The sequence below is a fragment of the Vibrio rhodolitus genome (assembly GCF_003350325.1).
GTDB classification, from domain to species: domain Bacteria; phylum Pseudomonadota; class Gammaproteobacteria; order Enterobacterales; family Vibrionaceae; genus Vibrio; species Vibrio rhodolitus.
Window position 1 is genome coordinate 94,250 of the sequence record NZ_QLYZ01000002.1, and the last position, 21,642, is coordinate 115,891.

17 protein-coding genes are annotated in these 21,642 nt (G+C 44.4%); all 17 read left to right on the forward strand.

Translation table 11 applies throughout. From position 1 onward, the window contains the following. Positions 1 to 25: 25 nt before the first annotated feature. From DPF93_RS02455 to DPF93_RS02535, 17 genes are read left to right on the forward strand one after another with little or no spacing between them, the layout of a single operon-like run. Positions 26 to 1,081, forward strand: coding sequence for a hypothetical protein (locus DPF93_RS02455; protein ID WP_114764638.1), 1,056 nt, complete (start codon positions 26 to 28; stop codon positions 1,079 to 1,081). 13 nt (positions 1,082 to 1,094) lie between these two features. After that, positions 1,095 to 2,405 (forward strand): type VI secretion system protein TssA, encoded by a 1,311-nt coding sequence (locus tag DPF93_RS02460; protein WP_114764639.1) that lies wholly within the window; start codon positions 1,095 to 1,097, stop codon positions 2,403 to 2,405. A gap of 47 nt (positions 2,406 to 2,452) precedes the next feature. Further along, positions 2,453 to 2,977, forward strand: coding sequence for an Hcp family type VI secretion system effector (locus DPF93_RS02465; protein ID WP_114764640.1), 525 nt, complete (start codon positions 2,453 to 2,455; stop codon positions 2,975 to 2,977). Between the two features lie 23 nt (positions 2,978 to 3,000). Then, the gene (gene tssB, locus DPF93_RS02470; protein ID WP_114764641.1) at positions 3,001 to 3,504 is read left to right on the forward strand and encodes a type VI secretion system contractile sheath small subunit; all 504 of its coding nucleotides are present in this window, start codon (positions 3,001 to 3,003) and stop codon (positions 3,502 to 3,504) included. Further along, complete coding sequence (tssC, locus tag DPF93_RS02475; protein WP_114764642.1) at positions 3,504 to 4,982, forward strand: type VI secretion system contractile sheath large subunit; 1,479 nt, start codon at positions 3,504 to 3,506, stop codon at positions 4,980 to 4,982. The genes tssB and tssC overlap by 1 nt, the downstream gene beginning before the upstream one ends. Before the next feature lie 31 nt (positions 4,983 to 5,013). Continuing rightward, on the forward strand, positions 5,014 to 6,438 hold the full coding sequence (locus DPF93_RS02480; protein ID WP_114764643.1) for a type VI secretion system contractile sheath domain-containing protein: 1,425 nt from the start codon (positions 5,014 to 5,016) through the stop codon (positions 6,436 to 6,438). Next, on the forward strand, positions 6,435 to 6,863 hold the full coding sequence (tssE, locus tag DPF93_RS02485) for a type VI secretion system baseplate subunit TssE (RefSeq protein WP_114764644.1): 429 nt from the start codon (positions 6,435 to 6,437) through the stop codon (positions 6,861 to 6,863). Before DPF93_RS02480 ends, tssE begins: the two co-directional genes overlap by 4 nt. After that, complete coding sequence (tssF, locus tag DPF93_RS02490) at positions 6,856 to 8,628, forward strand: type VI secretion system baseplate subunit TssF (protein WP_114764645.1); 1,773 nt, start codon at positions 6,856 to 6,858, stop codon at positions 8,626 to 8,628. Before tssE ends, tssF begins: the two co-directional genes overlap by 8 nt. After that, positions 8,619 to 9,608 carry a type VI secretion system baseplate subunit TssG gene (locus DPF93_RS02495; RefSeq protein WP_244204663.1) on the forward strand — a complete coding sequence of 330 codons (990 nt, stop codon included), beginning with the start codon at positions 8,619 to 8,621 and terminating at the stop codon, positions 9,606 to 9,608. The genes tssF and DPF93_RS02495 overlap by 10 nt, the downstream gene beginning before the upstream one ends. Next, positions 9,608 to 12,211, forward strand: a complete 2,604-nt coding sequence (gene tssH, locus DPF93_RS02500) for a type VI secretion system ATPase TssH (protein ID WP_114764646.1) — start codon at positions 9,608 to 9,610, stop codon at positions 12,209 to 12,211. Before DPF93_RS02495 ends, tssH begins: the two co-directional genes overlap by 1 nt. Positions 12,212 to 12,238: 27 nt before the next feature. Beyond that, complete coding sequence (locus tag DPF93_RS02505; protein ID WP_244204664.1) at positions 12,239 to 12,967, forward strand: type 2 periplasmic-binding domain-containing protein; 729 nt, start codon at positions 12,239 to 12,241, stop codon at positions 12,965 to 12,967. A gap of 20 nt (positions 12,968 to 12,987) precedes the next feature. Further along, a complete protein-coding gene (locus DPF93_RS02510; RefSeq protein WP_114764647.1) occupies positions 12,988 to 13,968 on the forward strand; it encodes a type VI secretion system-associated FHA domain protein in 981 nt (326 codons plus the stop codon). Between the two features lie 2 nt (positions 13,969 to 13,970). Beyond that, positions 13,971 to 14,471, forward strand: coding sequence for a type VI secretion system lipoprotein TssJ (gene tssJ / locus DPF93_RS02515; RefSeq protein WP_114764648.1), 501 nt, complete (start codon positions 13,971 to 13,973; stop codon positions 14,469 to 14,471). An 11-nt stretch (positions 14,472 to 14,482) separates the two neighbouring features. Next, positions 14,483 to 15,811 carry a type VI secretion system baseplate subunit TssK gene (tssK, locus tag DPF93_RS02520; RefSeq protein WP_244204665.1) on the forward strand — a complete coding sequence of 443 codons (1,329 nt, stop codon included), beginning with the start codon at positions 14,483 to 14,485 and terminating at the stop codon, positions 15,809 to 15,811. 4 nt (positions 15,812 to 15,815) lie between these two features. Further along, a complete protein-coding gene (gene icmH, locus DPF93_RS02525) occupies positions 15,816 to 16,991 on the forward strand; it encodes a type IVB secretion system protein IcmH/DotU (protein ID WP_114764650.1) in 1,176 nt (391 codons plus the stop codon). 9 nt (positions 16,992 to 17,000) lie between these two features. Continuing rightward, a complete protein-coding gene (gene tssM, locus DPF93_RS02530; protein ID WP_114764651.1) occupies positions 17,001 to 20,393 on the forward strand; it encodes a type VI secretion system membrane subunit TssM in 3,393 nt (1,130 codons plus the stop codon). Beyond that, positions 20,384 to 21,124, forward strand: a complete 741-nt coding sequence (locus DPF93_RS02535; RefSeq protein ID WP_114764652.1) for a protein kinase domain-containing protein — start codon at positions 20,384 to 20,386, stop codon at positions 21,122 to 21,124. Before tssM ends, DPF93_RS02535 begins: the two co-directional genes overlap by 10 nt. The last annotated feature ends 518 nt before the right edge of the window (positions 21,125 to 21,642 follow it).

Below are 21,642 nucleotides of genomic sequence, written 5' to 3' on the forward strand. Positions count from 1 at the left end.
ATGGATTAGTGGAGCGGAGGGAACCATGCCACCACCATATACTCTTGAGAGTGTGATTTCTCAAACAACGTTTTGGGACAATGACCATAAACGTGAGCAAATTGAAGAACTGGTAGAACAAGCAAAACTGGCTAATCCCAAGCTACATAAGTTTATGCAACATCTATCAAATACCGTGAAAAATGAAAGTGGTAAACCTATTGCCTATAACCGTGGTCCGCTAAAGACTCGCGAACGTATTGCGGCAAAGTGTGGTATTACCAACTGGGACGATCCTAAGACGGACAAAACTGCGGGTGTAAAAACGCCTTTAGAAGTAAAGGATATCGCCCGAGCAACGATCGTGTTCAGTACCATCGCTCAGATGTTTGCGTTTAGAGATTACATCTACACCACGCCGGAATATCAAGCGCTAAAAGGTAAGCAAAATAAAGCGGTAAAAGATCTCTGGGGTCTTGGGATTCAAGACCAATACAAAGATGTTAAGTTTTTCCTTCAGGTTGAAATAGAGTTCTCAACCAAGGTGAACAACAAACCTACGGGCAAAAAAACTATCCCACATATCGTCGAACTCCAGTTGAATGTGGGGCAGATGGCGTGGGGTAAAACCTACGGTCATGCATTTTACAATTTGTCTCGACTTGCCCGTTTAGATGGTGAAGAAAAATTTGTTTGGGATGACCCAAAGTGTGTCATTACCGTTCCAGCCGATATTACAGGCAAAGTCGCAAATAAGCTCAGAACAGCAATCACCCATTGCCGCAGCCTAGCTGAAGGCGACAAAAAGATATTGCTGGCGGCTAATATTCTTTCCAAGATGCTATCTAACAAGTTTAAGTTACCTTCCTCTAAAGAGTGTGAGAGCTTGCCCTCTGCAAAACACTACGACTACAAAAATCGCAAGCATCCACTGGTTATTCGCTGTGGTAAATACAATTGGAAAAAAGAAGAAAGCCAAGATAGTGGTCCGGCACAAGCATGGGCGATTGCCTGCTTAGCGAGTTTTATCTGGTCCAACTTTACCAAATCTCAGAATAAGCCCGGGATTACCGGTACCGCGGCTAGCTTCCACGCAAAATAGGAGTAGATAGTCGATGTTTGATGATTTATTGGCACCTATCTCAGAAGACACACCGAGCGGAGAATATCTTAAGGATAATCGCTCCCTCTTCCGTGGGTATCGTAACGAATTCAATATGGCGCAATCGTCGTTTAGGCAACTCGTTGAAGTGCCTGAGGCTCGTGAAGATGCTGAGCTAGTCGATGCCAATACCACAAACTGGAATAAGCTTTCTGAGTCTTGTCATTTGTGTTTGGCGAGTAAGTCGAAGGATCTCGAGATTTTTTCTTGGTTCACAGTGGCACAGCTTTTTACCCCAGAGCCGTTTAGTCATCTAAGCGGTGCGTTAGCGGCAATGGAAGCAGTGGTTGAGAATTTCTGGTCGACGCTTCACCCCACGTTACCTGAAAAAAAGCGTAAAGGTGATACTGAGCAAGAGCAAGCGGTTGAGATCATTGAACATCGTATCAAGCCTCTTTTACAACTTGTTGGCGACACGGCAGAAAGCGGTTTGCTGTACATGCCACTGCAAATGTTGCCTTTAGTCGGTGATATTGATTTTGGTCGTTTTTACAAAGCGGAAAAAGACGGCAGTTTGTCTAATCTAAAAGATGAGGCAGTGATTGCATATGGACACGAAAAGGCTGAGGTAGAAGCTCGAATTCGAGCGTTGGGCAATTCGCTTGATACTTTGGTTCGTCTAGAAGCATCGCTAGCAGACAAATGCCGAGATGCTGGTGCAACGCCAATCAGCTTTAAGTTTGTAAAAGACGCCATCGAAAGGCTTATTTCATCGTTGAAGTTTCTCATTGGCGAGCAGTTCTCCCTTTGGCCGCTAGATCCTGAGTCTGCAGTGCAAGCCGTACCAGAGGCATCTCCAAATCAGGTTGAACACTCAGAGCCTCTAGTACCGCAGAGTGGGAGCGAGCCAGCAGTAGCAGCAGTTAGTGCTGCTCAAACATTATCCAATGTGGTGACGCTACCAACAGGGGGCGTTGCGACTCGAGAGCAAGCTCTGGCGAATCTACAAGCCATTGCTGATTACTTTCTTGAACATGAACCTCACAGCCCAATCTACCTATTGCTCAAGCGAGCGATTCGTTGGGGAGGCATGTCATTACCAGAATTACTTGAAGAATTGGTGGGCGACAATAGCGCGGTTCACCAGCGAATTGAACATCTAGCCGGATTGGAAAGCGCAGATCATACTGCTGCGCTGCCAAAGGTAGCGATGGAGCAAGCTGTAACATCGTTAGATTCAGTTCAGGATGAAGTGAAACTACAGGAAACAACCACGCCTAATGTACATAGTGCCGACTCGGGACTGTCAAACATAGAGTGGTAAACGTTACTCACAGTCAACAATGACTACTAATAGAAAAGGGAAAAAACATGGCTTCTATTTTTATGCGAATTGATGGATTAAACGACATTAAAGGCGCGGCAACGATTGGTGATATCGGTGGTAAGAAAGGTTTCTTTGCTATCGACAACATGAGTTGGGGTGCCAACCGTGGTGTTGCGGTTGATGTTGGTAATGCCAATAACGCCGACAAAGGCATGGTGTCTCTTGATGCTATCACCATCAATCGTACGTCAGATGGTGCATCACCACATTTAACAACTTTCTTATTTGCTCCGGGCGCTGAAGGTAAAACGGTAGAGATTCTACTAACTAAACCATCACGTGACGGCGCGGGTGCGGATCCATATCTAGTGTTAACGCTTGAGCAAGCACGTATTGCTAGCTACAACATCTCAGGCAGTGATGGTCAGCTTCCTACGGAAGATCTTTCATTGACTTACACCACGTTGACCAAGGTTTACTACCAAGAAGGTGCTGGCGGTAAGATTGAAAAAGGCGACACAGTTAAGTTTGATTGCACTACTGGCAAGCTTGAGTCGAAAGCAGCCTAATCTGATTAACAGGGAGAAGTGACGTGGCTTTGAATTCACAACACAAACGTGTAAGTAAAAACCGGGTAAGTATTACCTATGATGTCGAAACAAACGGCGCAGTTGAAAACAAAGAGCTGCCTTTTGTGGTTGGTGTGATTGGTGATTTTTCTGCGCATAAAGAAGACCGTGAAGACTTGGAAGAGAGAACGTTTTATCAAATCGACAAAGACAACTTTGATACGGTATTAAAACGTGTTGGTCCTGAATTGAAACTGAAAGTAGATAACACTCTACAAGATGATGATAGTCAGTTTGAAGCCGCGTTGTCTTTTTCATCAATGAAAGATTTTGAGCCTGACGCGTTAGTTGAGCAAATTGAACCATTGCGTAAGTTAGCTGAGACGCGCCAACAGCTTAAGACCTTGCTATCTAAAGCTGATCGATCAAGAGATCTTGAAAAATTGCTTAAAGAAGTTTTGCAAAGTGCAGACCAAATTAACGCACTTTCAAGTGAGCTTGGTATTGATAGCAAAGGAGGTGAGTAATGAGCTCTGAATTAGACACTCAAACCGCAGCAACAGCAGAAGCGGAACTTGGTAGCGTGCTCGATCGCGCGATCGCTGCGACGACACAAACACCAGCTGATACCACTAAAGAACTGTTCTCGGTATTAGCAGAGCAAGCTCTTACCGGCACGGTAACCTGGGACAAAAACGTCTCTAAAACGATTGAAAACGCGATTGCACAAATCGATAAGCAGATGTCCAAGCAGCTTTCCCAAGTAATGCAAAACGACGATTTTCAACGTCTTGAAGGCTCTTGGCGTGGGCTAAGCAAATTGGTTCGTGAGAGTGAAACGGGTCGTTCACTCAAGATTAAACTAGTGGACTTTAGTAAAGATGAGTTGATTGAGCAGTTTGAAGATGCTCCGGCAGTTGATCGCAGTCCTCTGTTTGATGCGCTATACCAAAAAGAGTTCGGTACTGCAGGTGGCGAACCTTATGGTGCGTTGATTGGTGACTATACGTTCTCACACCGAGATGAAGATGTGGCACTACTGCGTTATATGGGGGAAACGGCTGCAGCAAGTCACGCTCCTTTTGTCGCAGCAGCAAGCCCACAAATGTTCGAGTTTGACTCATTTGAAACGTTCAATGAAGGCAAACCCGTGGCGGCAGGTTTCGATTCTCCAGCCTACGCATCATGGAATGCGTTCCGTGAAAGTGATGACGCGCGTTACGTTGTACTAACTATGCCGCAAACACTTGCACGTCTGCCTTATGGTCAAAATGGTTTGTCGGCAAATTCGTTTGATTACGAGGAGCTAAATACCGACGCAGAAGGCAACCCGAAACCAGCGAATAATTCAGAGTTGGTTTGGTCAAATGCCGCGTTTGAATTTGGCTTGAAAATGACTCAAGCACACACTGCATTTGGATGGTGTACTGCCGTTCGCGGTTTGGACAACGGTGGTAAGGTTGAGAACCTGCCAAATCTTACGTTCAAATCTGATGCCGGCGATATCCAGCAACAATGCCCAATTGAAGTTAACTTAACTGACGAACGTGAAAAAGAGCTAAGTGATCTTGGTTTCCTACCATTGGTGCATTACAAAAACACCAATTACGGTGTGTTCATTGGTAGCCAAACAACGCAAAAACCGAAGATCTACACTGACCCTGATGCAACAAGTAATGCCGCAATTTCAGCGCGTATCCCTTACATCATGGCAAGTAGCCGTATTGCACATTACTTGAAGGTAATGGGGCGTGACATGCTAGGTTCAAACCTAGAAGCCAACGACGTGCAGAAGCAGTTGCAAACTTGGATTGATCAGTACACCAACTCGGGTGCTGTGGGTAACTCAGAGCGTTCTAAAACGCCGCTGTGCGAATCACAAATTCAAGTGGTAGAGCAACCGGGTAAACCGGGCGCCTACTCCGCTGTTGCGCATTTAAGACCATGGCTACAACTCGAAGAACTCACCACTTCGGTACGTATGGTGACTAAGATTCCTGGCTAAATGCTAGTGATCTGACTGTTAGGGATGATGGATGTTTGATCAGAATTTGCAGGCGCAGCTTTGCCAATTGAACAGTGAAGATGAATCATTTGTAAAAGATGCTTTATCAGTGCTGGCTCAGTTAGATGAGAACATGCTCAAAGAACCAGATTTGTTCTTTGCGGGCGTGACTCGCCTGATTGCTGAGATAGACAAGCGTATGTCGCAGCAGCTTTCTCACATCATTCATCATCCTAGTTTCAGTCAACTTGAAGCAACATGGCGGGGAGTAGAGTCTCTGGTTTTTCTTCCCGTCAATTATCAAAAAATCAGAGTTAAGCTGTTAGATGTCTCTTGGGATGAGTTATCCCATGAGTTGAATACCGCAGTGACCTTAAAGCGTACCGCGCTCTATAACCTGATTGCCAATCGTGAACTGAACACCTCGGGTGGTCAGCCGTTTGGTTTGATGGTTGTCGATCATGCTATCTCGATGGGTATTGAATCTGATTATGATGATATATATACCTTGGAGCTTCTTTCCAACCTTGGCGAACTCTGTTTGTGCCCATTTATCTTATCACCAGAAGAGTCATTTTTCGGTGAGAGTGGGGCGGACTGGCTATCCGATCTCGAACGAATTGAGAAAATCTTGCAAGGTCCGGACTATACGGCTTGGCAACGTTTACGCAGTTTGAATCAATCACGTTTTATTGGTGTCACTCTTCCTCGCGTGCGTTTGCGGGAAGTCTATAGTTTACAGTCGTCGCGCTCGTTAGTTTTTCAAGAGTCAAACAAAGTGCCGCAGGGGCTGTGGGGTAGCGCGGCATTTCTCTTTGCCTCAATCGCAATTCGTGAATTTAATCGCATCAACTGGTTTGGCTTTATGAAGTCTCGTTGGCAAGACAAGCTAATGGGATCGCTGGTCAATGTGCCCGCTAATGGCGTGGGAACAGCAGCGACTTATCAGCCAACTTGCGAGCTGAATCTCTATACCGAAATGGGTACATTTTACGCTGAACAAGGCTTTATTCCCCTGTGTTACAGCTCGACGACAGATAAGTATTTTTTCCGGGGTAACCGTTCGATATGGGACAAGGCAAAAAATGATGCTGATTTGGTCGCAGGACAAATTCAAACGACATTAATGATCTGCCGAATCGCGCATTTTCTTAAAGTCCAAATTAGAGGAATGATCGGTAACTTCCAGAGTGCAGATGAATGTGAACGCTACCTCAATGATTGGCTACAAAAATATACCAGCAATCTGTTTAATGCAGACGAAGCAACGATGGCGAAGTACCCCCTTAGCAAGAGCCGCGTTGAAGTAAAAGAGGTTCACGGTGAAAGTGACCGTTACGTTTGCAACGTACTCATTCAGCCTCAATATCAATTTGATAATGTTTGCGGCGAAGTGTTGCTCTCCACCGATTTAGGTACAGATGATTCCTTATTTGCAGCGAGGGCACGCGCATGACGTTTTGGAAAACTTTTGTCAGCAACCGAGAGAGTAACAGTGGTGGTGATGCGCTACTGGACTCTATCCATTACCAGCTTACGACTTTACTCAATTCTGAAGCGCCAATGAGAGTTGTCCCCAATGCTTTTCCTCAGGTGCAAAATTCGCTGTTTTGTTTTGGCTTAAACAATGCACAGAGCTTGAGTAGCCAAGTGGACCATGATCAATTCGCGCGTGCTTTAGAGAAAATGATTAAAAGTTTTGAACCAAGATTGTCAGATGTGAGTGTTTTTGTTCAAGAGAGCGATCCAAGTAAAAACGCAGTGTGTTTTTCGATAATGGCGAAAGTAGAGACAGCAAAAGGGGAGCATGTGTTCTTATTTGATTCGAACATTAATCTGTCTAACCAATTAGCAACGATGGGGGGGCAGGAAGTTGTCTGATCAGCTGTTAAGTTATTTCGAGCGTGAACTTGTTAGTATTCGCAGTGCATTGGCGGAATACAGTAGTGACTTTCCTCAACACGCAGCGACGATGCGCCTTAACCAAAACGATCAAGAAGATCCTAACATCAGTCGTTTAATTGAAGCAGCTGCGCTACTTAATGCTAAAACAGAAAAACGCCTTGATGAGCAATTTCCAGAAATTCTCCAAGATCTTATTAATATTGTTTATCCGGGCTATTTGCAAATCATTCCAAGCTACACACCGTTTAGCTTAGATTTAGACGTCGACGCGGCAACCAGCCCAATATTGTTAGAAAAAGGCACTGAGCTATCGGTGACTCATGATGACATTGAGTCGATATTTACCCTAGTGGATGACGCTAAAATAGAGCCGTATCATATCGCTGATACCTGTGCGAGTACTGCGCCTTTTAACTTTCCATCACCTCACGCGCTACGCCGAGCTGAGTCTGCCATTCAAGTAACTCTGAAATGTAATGATCCAGATGCGCAGTTTTCACAAATGAGCAGTGAGCATTTAGATTTCTATTTGCGCGGTTTTGAAAGCAATGCGCGTGGTTTAATTGACCTTTTGTTGCTCAACACTGAAGCAATCACTCTTTACAATGAAGAGCAGCAAGTTTCTATTGCGCCAAAGCGGTTGAGAACGCGCATAGCTGATCACGATTTCTGCTGGTTACCTAGCTATGATGGTCACCTCACTGGTTTTGATATTTTACGAGACTATTTCGCGTTTCCCGATAAAGCCGCTTACATGCGAATCGATAACCTTGGCGATGAACTCTCAGCGTTTGATAGTAATGAAGTGACGTTGACTTTCTTTATTCATCAGCTGCCGGTTGAGTATTTAAGCTTATTTGGACCGAAAGTTTTTCTCCTCAATACCGTGCCGGCACTCAATTTATTTGGTCGCCGCGGCGAGCCAATGCGTTACGATTTTTCTAAGCTCTCTATGCCGGTTATCGCTGACGCGCAGCAACAAGATCTTTATACCGTTGTTTCCGTTGAGTCAGTATCAGAGGTACTTCCAACGGGAGAGGTTCCACTCACCCCTTTGTATGAAAGTGGGTATTGGTCAGACAGTGATGCTCCACAATGGCAAAGTAGTCAACATTGGGATCATAAAGGTCGCCGATGCATGAATTTGTCGGTGAGCTATACGCAAATGCCGACCGATCAAGAAGCGGTGATATTGTCGACCAAGTTAAAGGTGTGTAATGGCAGAACGCCGTGTTTGATCCCAACAGGCAGTGAGGGTGTGCCGATGGCAGCGGTTTCGCTGCCGGGAGAATTGACCGTGATTAAAACACCGACCGCTCCTCAATATCCATCGCTTGATAACCAATTAACATGGCGCTTTTTAGCGATCTTGAATGCTAATTTTGCCACCTTAGTACAAACAGAAGAGCCAACTCTTGCATTACAAGATGTGCTGAGACTGAGCTGCAACACGATTCAATGTGCACAAGCCTACGCGATTAAAAAGGTGAGCTATCGTCATCTTGTCGCGCCAATCACGATTGATCGACAGAGTATTTTTGCTTCGGGCACTGAGGTGGAAGTGCTCGTCGATGATGAGTTGTTGGGCGTCGATTTTTCGGTATTTGCTCAGGTCCTCAATGCCGTGTTTGCCCAGCACTGTAGCTTTGACAGGTTTATCCAATTGTCGGTACAACGTTTCGGTAGTGACGCTCCCGGCGTTGACTTTGAAAAGTTGCATGGGAGTCAGTTATGTCTTTAACACAAGTGACCGTGCAACAAAGCTTAGTGCATCAACCTAGTGCTTTTGACTTTATCCAAGTTGTGAGGTTACTGCGCGCGCTGGATTTACCAAAAGAGAAACGCTTGTCGTTAACGCCTGAGGTGATGCCGGAAGGAAGTCCATCTAATGTAACCAGCATCCGTTTCGATAGCGATAAAGTACGGATCAAATTAGGTCTTGAGGCGTTGTCCGGAGCCAAAGGATTGATGCCAGATTATTTATACGCTGAATTGCTTGGCAGCTTGCATCAAGACGAGGATGCATTACAAAAATTCATCGATGTCTTTAATCAGCGCTACTTTGAGCTAAGAGCGTTTATTGAAACTAATAACAGCATGCTGCTCAAACAAGAAAACGACATGTTAGCCACTGGTTCTATTGGGCGATTGAGTCAACAATCAGCACTTGCTTGCATGTTTGCGCTTCCGGGTGCTAATCGAGAAAAGAGTAATTCGAGTATGCTTCGACATGGGTTAGCGCTTGGAAACAAGAGTCGAAACCTCAATGGGTTGAAGCGTTTGCTTTGCAATTATTTTTCCCTAGCCATTTCACCTGCCGTGGCTCCATCTTCTTTCTATCGAATTCACGCCAAATACCAGTCAAAGCTAGGTGAGCTGCAAGGGCAAAATCAACGTCTGGGTCAAGGATTTTGGCTGGGCTCGCGGGGAACGCAAGCCTTCAAAGCGCTTGAAATTAATATCACGCCGAAAACGCGCAGTGAATATTTGGGCTTACTCAACAATCTGCACTTTGCCCATGCAATGAAATCTTTGGTGCAGGCTTATTTGCGCGAAAGTCTTGATATCAAACTCTACATGTATGTGAAGCGAGAGTTTATCGAACAACCAAGACTCACTCAAACCAGTCATGGCTTACGACTCGGTGAAGCAAATTGCCTTGCGCCGCAAAAGCGAAAATCGGAGTTTCGCAAGATACTTATTCAACAGGAGAAAGTTTGATGTCACAAATTAAGTTGGGCAACCTGGTTGCTAAATTGGATAGTAATTTAAAAGCAGCATTGGAAGAGGCAGCCGGTGCTGCTATGGCTCAAACCGTGGTAGCGATAGAGATTGAGCACTGGTTTGTACAACTGTTGACAGCAAATGAAACCAATCTGGTGAACTTTCTCAGCAAACAAAATGTGGACAGCAAAGTGCTGCTCGCTGAACTAACCGATAGAATCAACCGCTTACGCACAGGTTCGACAGGTCAGCCAACCATAAGCCGAGCACTGAGCGAGTTGATGGAAGATGCTTGGATGCAAGCGTCGGTGAACTTTGGGCACCAGGAGCTAACCAGCCTGCACTTATTGCTATCGCTTGTGCAAGCCGATTCGTTGGGTATGAAAAAGCTTCAATTATCAGCGCTTGAGACGATCTCTGTTGAAGCCTTGTCTGCTCAATTAGCAGCATTGAAACTTGCCAAAGTACCAGCCGTAAATGGTGAAACGGCGCCAGCAAACACCGTAGGCGGCGCGCTTGAGAAATATACCGTTAACTTAACTCAACAAGCTCGTGACGGAGAGCTAGACCCAGTACTCGGTCGTAACAGTGAAGTACGTATGGTGATAGATATTCTCTGTCGTAAGCGTCAAAACAACCCTATTTTGGTCGGTGAACCGGGTGTAGGTAAAACGGCGGTTGTTGAAGGTCTGGCACACAGTATTGTTGCTGGTGAAGTTCCCCCGTCAATTCAAGGGGTAGAAATTCACACTTTAGATCTTGGTTTACTCCAAGCGGGAGCAAGTATCAAAGGCGAGTTTGAGAATCGCCTTAAAGATGTCATCAATGAAGTGAAGAGTTCATCAGTGCCAATTATCGTCTTTATTGATGAAGCACATACCCTAATTGGAGCGGGTGGTGCGGCTGGGCAAAATGATGCGGCGAACCTATTAAAGCCTGCGTTAGCGCGCGGTGAGTTTCGCACTGTTGCCGCAACCACATGGGCTGAGTATAAAAAGTACTTTGAGAAAGATCCTGCACTTACTCGTCGTTTTCAAGTTATCAGTGTCGAAGAGCCCAATGCTGAAGACGCCAAACAGATATTGCGTGGTGTTGGCCAAGCCCTGCGTAAACATCACGGTGTGTACATCTTAGAAGACGCGATTGAAGCTGCAGTAAACTTATCAATTCGTTATCTACCATCTCGCCAATTACCCGACAAGGCGATCAGTCTTTTAGATACCGCGTGTGCCCGTATTGCGTTAACCCAAGGAGCAAAGCCAGAGTCCATTGAATCACTGGAGCAAAATATTCGCTACCTAGAAAGTGAGTTAAATGCCCTTGATGCAGAAGGCGCGGTGTTTATCGATAAAGCGCAAGATCAGCAGAGCTTAAAAGACAAGATTACACGGCAGAGCCAAGCGCTTGAGGCTCTTAACATGCAGTGGAGCAAAGAGCGTGAGTTGGTTGAAGTGATCACCGCTCTATGTGACAACATCGAGCTAAGCCGTGAGCAGAACGAGCTTGATACCGAGAGCCAGCAAAAGCTACATACTGCCATGCAAGAGCTGCGCGAAATCCAAGGCGAATCACCTTTAGTTTTCCCAGTAGTTGATGAGCAAGTGATCGCTACAGTGATTGAGAATTGGACTGGCATACCAGCAGGTAACATGGTGCAAGAAGAAGTGGCGAAATTGCTCTCTCTTGAAGATGCCTTACATCAGCGTGTTATTGGTCAAGACGTCGCGATTCGTGAATTGGTTAAGAGTATTCAAATTTCACGTGCAGGGTTAACCGATAGCCGCAAACCTGTTGGTGTATTTCTAATGTGTGGTCCGAGTGGTGTGGGTAAAACTGAAACCGCAATGGCGTTGGCAGATGAAGTGTTTGGTGGTGGAGATAATCTGACGGTTATCAATATGACCGAGTTCAAAGAGGAGCATAAGATTTCTATGCTTCTTGGCTCACCAGCTGGCTATGTCGGCTTTGGTGAAGGTGGCGTACTGACAGAGGCTATTCGCCGCAATCCATATTCAGTGCTTTTGCTTGATGAAATGGAAAAAGCCCATCAGGGGGTGCACGATCTGTTCTATCAGATCTTCGATAAAGGGCACATCAAAGACAGTGAAGGTCGCACGGTGGATTTTAAGAACACCATTATCATCATGACTTCAAATGCGGCAGATCAAGCGATTGTCGATATCTGTGATCAAAATGAAGAACGACTAGAAAATGAGAAGCTGCTTGAAGATATTCGCCCGGCGTTGCAACAACACTTCAAGCCTGCGTTTTTGGGACGTACAACCATTGTCCCTTATTACCCGCTAAATCGAGAAGAGTTAAGCCAAATTGCGACAATCAGTTTGAATCGTGTTGCTAAGAAACTGGCTGAAAAATACAAAGCAGACTTTGTCTGGGATGAGGCATTTATCGACTTTATCGTCAGCAGAAACACTGACCCAACCACGGGCGGCCGTGCGATTGAACAAATTATCAATCGCTCCTTAATGCCAAAGCTTGCGGTTGATTGTATTCATCGCTTAAGCCAAGGGCTTGGTGTTAACCATGTATCTGTTACCACAAACCCGTCTAATGGCGAGTTGTTGGTCGAGATTAGCTAAATCTATGAATGTAGTGATGGAGGTCGCATGGTAACTCATGCTTGGCAACTGGCTGGAGTAATAGGGTTAAAGCTGAGTTTAATGTTTGGCTTATATAGCCTAAGTACATTTGCCGCAGCTGCCACAGAAAGAGTGGTGCTAGCAACTCAGGTATGGACACCTTATCAAACTGTGGACAGTAACGGTGTGATTGGTGGGCTGGCAGTTGAGCGTGTTAAGTGTGCTTTACAAAACATGGGGCAACCTTACGAAATTCATGTTATGCGCTGGGATAAGGCACAGTTAATGGTCGAAACGGGTGAAATGCATGGCTTTTTCTCGGGTTCAGCCAATGGTCGCCGGGCGACGTTTGCAACTGCGTCATACCCAGTGGTGTCGGAAAATTTGGCGTGGTTTATTGCGCCAAATGTTTACGCTGATGTAAATGATGAAACCACAAAATACAGCTTAAGGTATGGAGCTAAGTTTAATACAAACAAATGGTTATCTTTGAAAAGAGATGGCTACAATGTAATTAGAAAGCCACGCGATGCAGATTCACTGCTGCAGATGCTTTGGCAAGGTGATTTGGATGTTGCCTATGAATATGAACTGGTTTTTGAAGAGTCGATGAAAAAAGCCGAAGTGCCGCTGGATTACTTTCAACGGGTGAGGGTAAAGAAACAAGATCTGATGGTTCATTTTTCTAATGACTTTTTACGTCAATCGCCAGGCTTTCTAGACAAATTTAATACTTCCTTGCGCAAGTGTTATTGAAGTAGAGGTAAGGGAATACCATGAATATAAGCTTTCAATTGGTTGAGCTGCCTGAAAATGAGCAGGTCTTAAGTCGACAAATCACGCTTCCTAGCAGTGGCGGTACGATAGGGCGTTCCTACGAGTGTACCATTCAACTGCCAGACCACAGCTGTACCTTGTCTCGCGTGCATGTGGAAATTTCCCCTCTAAAGGACGGAGGCTTTCAGTTAATTGATCGCAGTGTCAACGGCTGTCAGGTCAATGGCGTCGATCTTGGTGTTGGCCAATCAATAAAACTCAATGATGGCGACAATGTTCGTATTGGTGGCTATCTGATGCTGGTCAGCAACATGGATGAGCTATTCTCCGATGTTGCTCACTCAGAGAAACGCAGAGTGGGCAACAGTGATAAAGACGTGGTGAAAAATGCTGAGTTTAGTTTTGACAGTGTAATTGAAGAGCCAACGGAAGCTTTTTTTGCTAATGACATTGAGTCAATCACACCGGAAAAAACAAGAAAAGATGCAGTCACGTTTTCCTCTGAAAATGTCTTCAGTGAAGATGCGTATGCATACGACCCTTTTGAAGAAGATGATGAGCTTTCAATGCTGGCTGCCGAGAGTGAAAGCAGCGGCAACGTTGTGATGGTGACCGAGCATCAAGTTAGTGCTGAATCTAGTGATCCTGGCATCACCTTGAGTAACGATCTTCAGCTTCAAGCGTTGGATACCAGCATCGAGCGTCTCAATCAGTTAGTTAAACATCAACAAACCTCACTGACTGCCGCTATTGATCGTGAAAGGCTATTTTCTTGCATTGAAGTGACGCTTGATAAGTTTCTCGCTGACTTCAATCCCGAGGCATTAGAAGATGAGTTCAATGACTATATCTCCGGCTGGGGAAACAAGGACAAGAAGTATTGGTCTTTGTACAAGAAGCAGTTTATGCGCAAACAGCAAAAGAGCGAATTTAAACGCCAGTTTACGGCGCTGCTGATGGAAGAACTAAGGGAGAAATAGTCATGCGTAAAAGTTGTTTTCATGGCTTTTTAACTGCTTGCTTGGCTTTTGTGTTGATGGCTTGTAGCTCTGGCGATGACGTTGTTTTTCAACCATCAATCTCAGTGCCAGTCGAGATGCAGGCGGTTGAAGATATCAACACTTTTGATGACGAACTTGCGCGTCCCCTTGTGGTTAGGTTGTATCAACTACGAGACTCTGGTGCGTTTGAAAGTGCGGATTTTGTCAGTATTTATGAATCGGGAGATAGTGTTCTCGCCGGTTCATTGGTTGACTCCAAGGTAATGACGCCCGTCTTACCAGGAGAAGCGCGTTCATTTGTTGTCGAAGTACAACAGGATACGAAGTACATAGCGGTGTTTGCTGAGTTTGCTGATTATGAGGTGGCTACGGCTAAATCAGTCGTTGCGTTAGTTGAAGAGCCAGATGAAAACCCAATTATCATAAAAATCTCGCAAGCGAGCATTGAGATTTCTCAGCCAGTTGATAGTTCATGGTGGTAAGGAGACCCATTTTGAAACATCAGAGAAAAGTAGTTTGGAAAGAAGGGATGTTTGTGGCACCCCAACACTTTCAACAGACAGAAAGATATATCACACAATATATTCAAAAGTACGTTGATATTACCTCCGATGGCAAAAGCTATGGGGTATCAGCACTAGAGACAGAAGCTAATTACTTAAAACTTGGCAAATTTAGTGTTGTGCGTTGCAGTGGAATCTTTCAAGACGGAACACTATTTGATTGTTCTCGAGAACTGATCATCGAGATCCCCGAAAATACGTTAAACAAAGTTATCTACTTAGCGTTACCCCTCTCAATAGAGGGAGAGAATGAATATGGTGAACGTGAAGAGTTAAAGCGTTATGTCACCGCCGAACACAGCTTATTTGATGCGACTGATTCTGAGCAAAGTGGCATTAGTGCAACCTTGGCAGAAGCGAACGTGCGTTTGGTGTTAGAGGGGCAAGACAGCAATGGACTAGTGCTTATCCCAGTCGCTCGGATCTTGGAAAGAAGAGAGGACGGTGAAGTTGTCCTAGATCGCGGTTTCATTCCTGCGTGTCTACAATATGGCGCGTCAACCTTGCTAAAAGAGCGGCTTAAGGAGCTGTTAATCCTAGTTCAGGCTCGCGCCAATAATGTTATAGAGCGCATCAGTGTCGGCGAACAAACCAAAAGCGACCTTACTTTGATGCGTGAGTTTTTGTGGTTACAAACATTGAATCGCTGGCTACCTCAACTGTCGATATTAGCGGAAAAAACCGAAACTCGCGTAGAGATTTTGTATGAAAAACTGGCGTGTTTTTCAGCAGAGTTAGACAGCTTTGCACCAGCAATGGGGAGTATTGAGCATGCTGTATTAAATAAAGAGAATATGCATGTCGCTTTCGGACCTTTGTTTGCCCGCTTACGTGAAAAACTATCTATGGTTCAAAGCGATAAAGTGTCTGAATTTGATTGGGATAGTAATTTATTTGAAAAACGTCGCTTGTTGCGCCTCTCGATCCCAACTTTACCGCAGATGGATGGTCGTCGTTTAGTTATTTCCGCCAAGTCCGCTATGGGAGCCTCATCACTAACGAGCGTATTTCCTAACGCTTGCACGTTAAGCGGGATTAGCTTAATCGCAGAACTGGTACGCAATAGCCAATCAGGTGTCACGATAAAACCTTTACCTGTTGCGCCTTCGGAGCTTAAAGCTCAGGCGGATCTAGCCTATTTTGAAATCGAAACATCGCATGATTACTGGCAGCAATTAAAGGCTAAACGTGAGGCGATTGCTCTGCACGTCGACAGCCGAATTCCTGACTTAGCGATCAAGCTCTACGCATTGGGGTAAGTGTATGAACGATTTGCTCGACGAAGTAACAGTCCCGATACAAGTATCAACTGCAGACGACAAAGATACGCAAACAGGTACAGTAAGACTCAGTGGTCTGAACGCGATTAAAAATCAGGCAAGATACAGCCTTGCTCAACGTAAAACTGATCTATTTGATAACCAAATCCTGCGTGTTAGTTCCGATCTTCTGTCTCTGATTATCTCGGTGAAGCGCATTGAAGCACCAAAAGATATGTACGCGTTTCGCTCGGCAATCAAAGGGCAATTGACTGACTTAAAATATAAGGTTGCCCAACTCGACTATCCGCCTTCGGTTGCCGACAAAACCTGTTTTCTTTTTGCTGTCATGCTGGATGAGCAGATCCTTCACTCGGAATGGGGCGAAGAGTCTGGTTGGGTAAATCAAACTATAGTGAGTGAGCTGTTTGGGGTAAAAAATGGTGGCGAGCAGTTTTACTTAGTCGCCGAGCGAGCTTTGTTACAACCTGTTTTACTTAAGGATTTGCTGGAACTTATCTATTTGATGATTAAGTTAGGTTTTCGAGGCAGGTATCGCGTTGAAGGCAAGGAGCTCTTGGGTGTACTGGTTCAGCGTCTCGAAGAAGCGATATTTATCGAAAGCGAGGAAGGCAGTGCACAGTTACAAAACTCCATATCAAGACCCAAACCAGCAACAGAGAAACGTCGCTCGAGACCACAGAGACCTATACGTTTGTCAAAAGGCATTATGCTGTTTGGCGCGCTAGTTGTTTGCAGTTGGTTTGGTGTTTCTTATTGGTATAGCCTGATCATTCCAGTTAATGCGCAGGCTTTTACGAACTTACCTGCGTTTACCGAAAATTATTATCGCCAAGCGAACGTGCAAGAAAAAGAGTATGTCTATGTCAGTACGGATGAAGAACTCTCTAAGACGGCAAACGGTATTTCTACGTTCAAAAATAATTCTGAATTAAAAAACGGTTGGCGAGTGCAGTTAGCAACGCTGTCTTCTCAATCTTCAGCGCAGAGTTTCCTTTCAGAAAATGGCGGTATGTTGCCAAATGCAGAAGTTATTCAACAAGGTAAGTTTTATATAGTCTCGACTTACGTTGCCACCAGCCAAGAGGCAAGAAAAGTACTTGATGATGCAAAAAGTGCAGGGATAGACGACGCTTTTATTACCAGGGCAAAGCAGTAGGATTCATCAATGATAAGTAAAAACAAAGCAATCACTTTCGCGAGCATAGCCGCATTGCTGATTACCAGTGTGATCGCCGCATTGATGTGGTTAACCGGAGCCTATCGCTTGGAGCCCGCGTGGCTAGTGGTAATCCAAACTTTAGCTATCCTGTCTGTTCTCGCTATTACATTTTGGGGCATATTTCTCATACTTCGCCGAGAAAAGGTCAATCAAGAAGAGAGGCAGTTAGACAATTGGCGAGTTGAAGAGATTAGGCGTTTGTTCAATCTCGTGTGGCGTAAACATGGCAAATTGTTTAGCAACCCTTATGCCATTCCGTGGTATGTACATTTGACTGAAGCTCCAAGCTCTGAGCAACTTTGGTTGCAGCAAATGGGATTTGAGCAAGTCGAACCAAGCGACGATTTACCTGAGGAGTTAGTAGCACTGCGCTTTTGGGCTTCTGATTCAGTAATTATGGTAACAATTGACCTGTCGAAGTCGAAAGAAAGCCTATCTAAAAGTTATCAACTGCTGATCGAGCTCGTTTTAGCCAAACGAGCACGACAGGCTTTTAACGGCATCTTGTGTTCTGTGAGTTTAGGTAGCTTACTCGATCGTTCTGAAATATCGGTCAGTGAACTTAGCCAAAAATATCGTGCAATGTTAGAAGAGTTAAACCATTCATCAGGATTAACTTTACCAGTCTACTGCGCATTTACTGACATGTCGCAAGTCAAAGACTTATGTGAGCTGTTTTCACCACTAGATGAAAATGAACGCGATTTGCCGTTTGGTGTGTTGAGGAATATTGAAGAAAGTCATCAATATGACAAAGCATGGTTTGACCAATCTTTCGAGCAATTGATGAAAAACATTGCAGGGTGTCTACCAAGTTCGCTCAAGCATCAGCTAAACGCTGATTATAGAGATGCGGCACTTGCAGGTGTTTTCCAGCTTTCAGCTTTACGTTACGAAATTGAGGACTTTCTTTCTCTCACCTTTAATCAGCATCAATTTGATAATGTTGAATTGTTCTTCCGTGGTTATTTTTTGGTGAATAGTGGTGGAGATAATTCAGCTCGAGATATTGTTTCGGCGATGCATGCTGCTGATTTTGGTTATGACTCCATGGCAAAACTTGAGACGCCAAATAGGAGTTTGAGTTTGTTTGCCAAAGATCTTTTTTCTGCCTGTATTTTGAAAGAGTCAACATTGGTTGGGGTTAATAAGAAAAAAGAGGTCACTTACCGTGCCAGTCGATGGGTTGTCGTAACAGCAATGGTTGCGCTATTTGTAGGTTTTGTCTCTATGTTGCGAGCGGGCTATCTCTATCAGCAAGATCTAGACGCCAAAGCACAAATGATGCTGACTCAGTACAAAGAAAATCTCAGCGTGAACAAAATTCAGCCTGATGATCTTGCATCACCCGTATTCAGTTTGTTTGAACTACGTGAGATTGTTCAACTCTATGAGCAAGATAATCATCCTTGGTACATTTCCTCTTGGCTACCTAATTCCAGTATCCAAGAGGAGGTTACGAAAGCGTATTATCGCGAGCTAAAGTCAGAACTTTTGACCCTTATGCGGGATTACCTGATGAAAGATATGTTCGTCTACAACTCGTTAGATGATAAGGTGAAGACGCTTGAGTTACTTAACTTGCAACAAATTCTCTATAATGCACAGCGCCACTCACCACAACCGTTGGTGGACTACTATACGCAGGCACTGAATGAAGAAGGGAGCGGTTATGCCAACCTTATCGAACGTTTTCAGTTGTTAGCGAAAGATGTACTGGCGACTTCCGCGACACCTCCAGCATTCGATGAGCAGTTGCTTGAACTGGTGAAGTCATCGCTTTCGTCCAATGATGTAAGCGAACTGCTCTATCAACATATCATGCAGCATCAAGAGTTTGCCAAGCGGGTTGATATACGTAAGCAGCTAAACCCAAGCTATGAGCAGGTCTTTCACTTTAGTGACGACTTCAGTGGTTACTTAATTCCTTATGTATTTACACGTGATGGTTTTGAAGAACTAAGCGATGAAACTGGTTTTCAGTTAGCATCACAAGCGATTCAAGACTATGAGGGGGTAATGGGTCGAATTAACGGTGATGCAGAAATGAACCGCATTAATCGCCAATTGCGTGATCGTTATGTCAAAGACTATATTCGCTACTGGATGACCTTAACCAATAATGTTCATTTGACCGAGGTCAATAGTTGGGGTGGGAGTGAGCAGCAATTAGCTCTGGTGACTGATGCGAATTTTTCGTCGCTGTTTCAGTTTTACCAACTGATAGATGTTAATACTAATCTGTCGAAGTCGCCTGACGAAAAACAACTAAACACCAAATCAGAAGAGCAGAGCACTTCACCGGTGACTTCATCTGAAGGTGTTGCAATGGAAAAAGTCGCAGAATCGATCTCTTTTCCGTTTCGCCATTTGCATCAAGTTATTGAAGCGAATCAAACCGGACAAAGCCATTATGATATCGCTATAGGCAATTTAAACTCACTTCGAGATTGGACAGCGAAATCGAAAGAGATTCAATTCAAAGGTCACTACTTCCTTGAGCAATTGGAAAACAAAGATGCCAGCAACCCGGTTGCGCAGTTAAATCGTTTGGCGGACGACTATAATGTGCCTATTTTACCTGAGTTGATGCAACAGCAAGCCTCGTTGGTTAATGGTTTAGCTTTAGATTCGGTTCGAGAAGTGATTAATCAGGATTGGAGCACAGTCAGTGATTTTTACCAAGCAAGGTTAGCGAATCATTACCCATTTAGCTCAAGCGCAGCGTCGGATGCAAAGTTAGCGGATGTAGAAGCATTCTTTAAACCCAATGGAGAGTTTGATCGCTTTGCTGCTAAGTACGCGAGCCAGTTTGATATTACGGTAAATAGAGAGCTGTTTATCCACGGTTTCATCCCACACCAATATCTTGCGCTGTCGTGGCAATATCAGCCGCTCAATGATGCAATCACACGTATTCAGCAACAGATGTTCGATGGCAACAAGCTGGGATTTAAGTTCGCGGTTAAGGCAGTCAAGATGTCACCGGATATTACACGCTTTGCGCTAACCAGCAGTAGCAAACTATTTGAATATCAAAATGGTCCTAAACTCTGGCGTACACAAGCGTGGCCCATCCCGAGTAATCAACAGCAAGAAATATCGATTTTGCTCGAGGATACACTGGGTGTGATGCAGCGAAGTAAAGAAGCAGGCGTTTGGAGCTGGTTCAAGGTTGCCGACAAGATGCATGCATCAACTCAAGTTGGTAGCAACGAAATGGTATGGCGCTATCAAAGCGGAACGAATGAAGTAAATCTGCTTGTGCGTGGTGAAGGTACAGAGCAGCCGTTGGATAGCTCCTATTTTAGTCAGCTTAGTGTCCCCTCATGGTTGTAGACCCGTTAACACCGAAGTGGGCGAGTACGTATTTGGCTGAATATGAGTTAGAGAGGACTTACGGCGAAAAGATATTGGCTGATAGAAAGCAGAATGTGAGGGTTAAGTATACTGAGGACTTGCTCTCGACCATTTTGCTGCAGCGGGAGGCGCTTTGGCTAGAGCGCGTCTCGACGCTTGGTATTGAAACTCACCACTGTCTGGGTTTTGAAAAAGATGGCGAACGGGGCATTCTACTGACGAGCTATATTGAAGGTGAGTCGCTTGATGAGGTGATGAAGTGTCATGAAAGAGTTCCCTCTCTCGCTGATAAGAGGCAGCAGATCACTTGCTTGATACTCGATAAATTGGAGGAACTGCATCGAGTCGATATAGTGCACGGTGATTTGAAACCGAGTAATATCCTGCTAAAAAAAGATGGCACTCTATGTTTCATCGACTTCTCTAATGCTCGAAGAGTAGGGGATGCTTGGGTCGAGCGCCGAGTTGTCCAGCAAACGCATGGTTTTGCCTATCCTCGTCATAGCAAGCATGCCTCGGTGTTATATGACTACTACTCGGTGTTAGTTTCTCTCGCCATACTGTACGGTGACTCTCCATCAACCCAACCTGACAATGCATTAGGCTTTTTACAACAATTCAAAGCGAACGTTGATGCTTCAAACCTTTCTTCCGATCTAGCAGAGAGGTTGATACAACTTACCCAACGGGTACTTGACGATCTGTCTTAGTTTTTCTCAAATCCTAGTTTCTCTCAAAATTCAGTTGCTCTTTCTGTGAGATAACGTTTGAAGAAGAGTAGACGTACATCCGATCAGTGACCTGAAGTAAATTAGAAGCGCCATATTTATAGTGAGTGCTCCTATAGCCTCTCGTTTTATTCCCATGTAATAACAAACTTTCACTATTTTTGATTAGCCTAATTAACTAATGTTTGACCATCTTTTGAATCAATATATGGATAAGAAGAGAAATGAATTTCAACTTTACATAGGGATTTATTGACTGTTTGGTAGTTACATTTAAATATACAGGGATTCATGCTGTATATTTGAATGTATTTCTCGCTTTGCTAATTGTTGCTTTTTGCAGTCTGTTGTGCGGATAAAAGCTTTTGTAGAGGTCTTTGCTTGAATAAATATTAGTGCGCTTGAGGCTTTAATATTATTTGTATGGTTTATATTGAGATTGTTATAAATATTTCAATTATTCTTGTTAGTCTAATTTATTCATCGTTTACTGTCTTAAA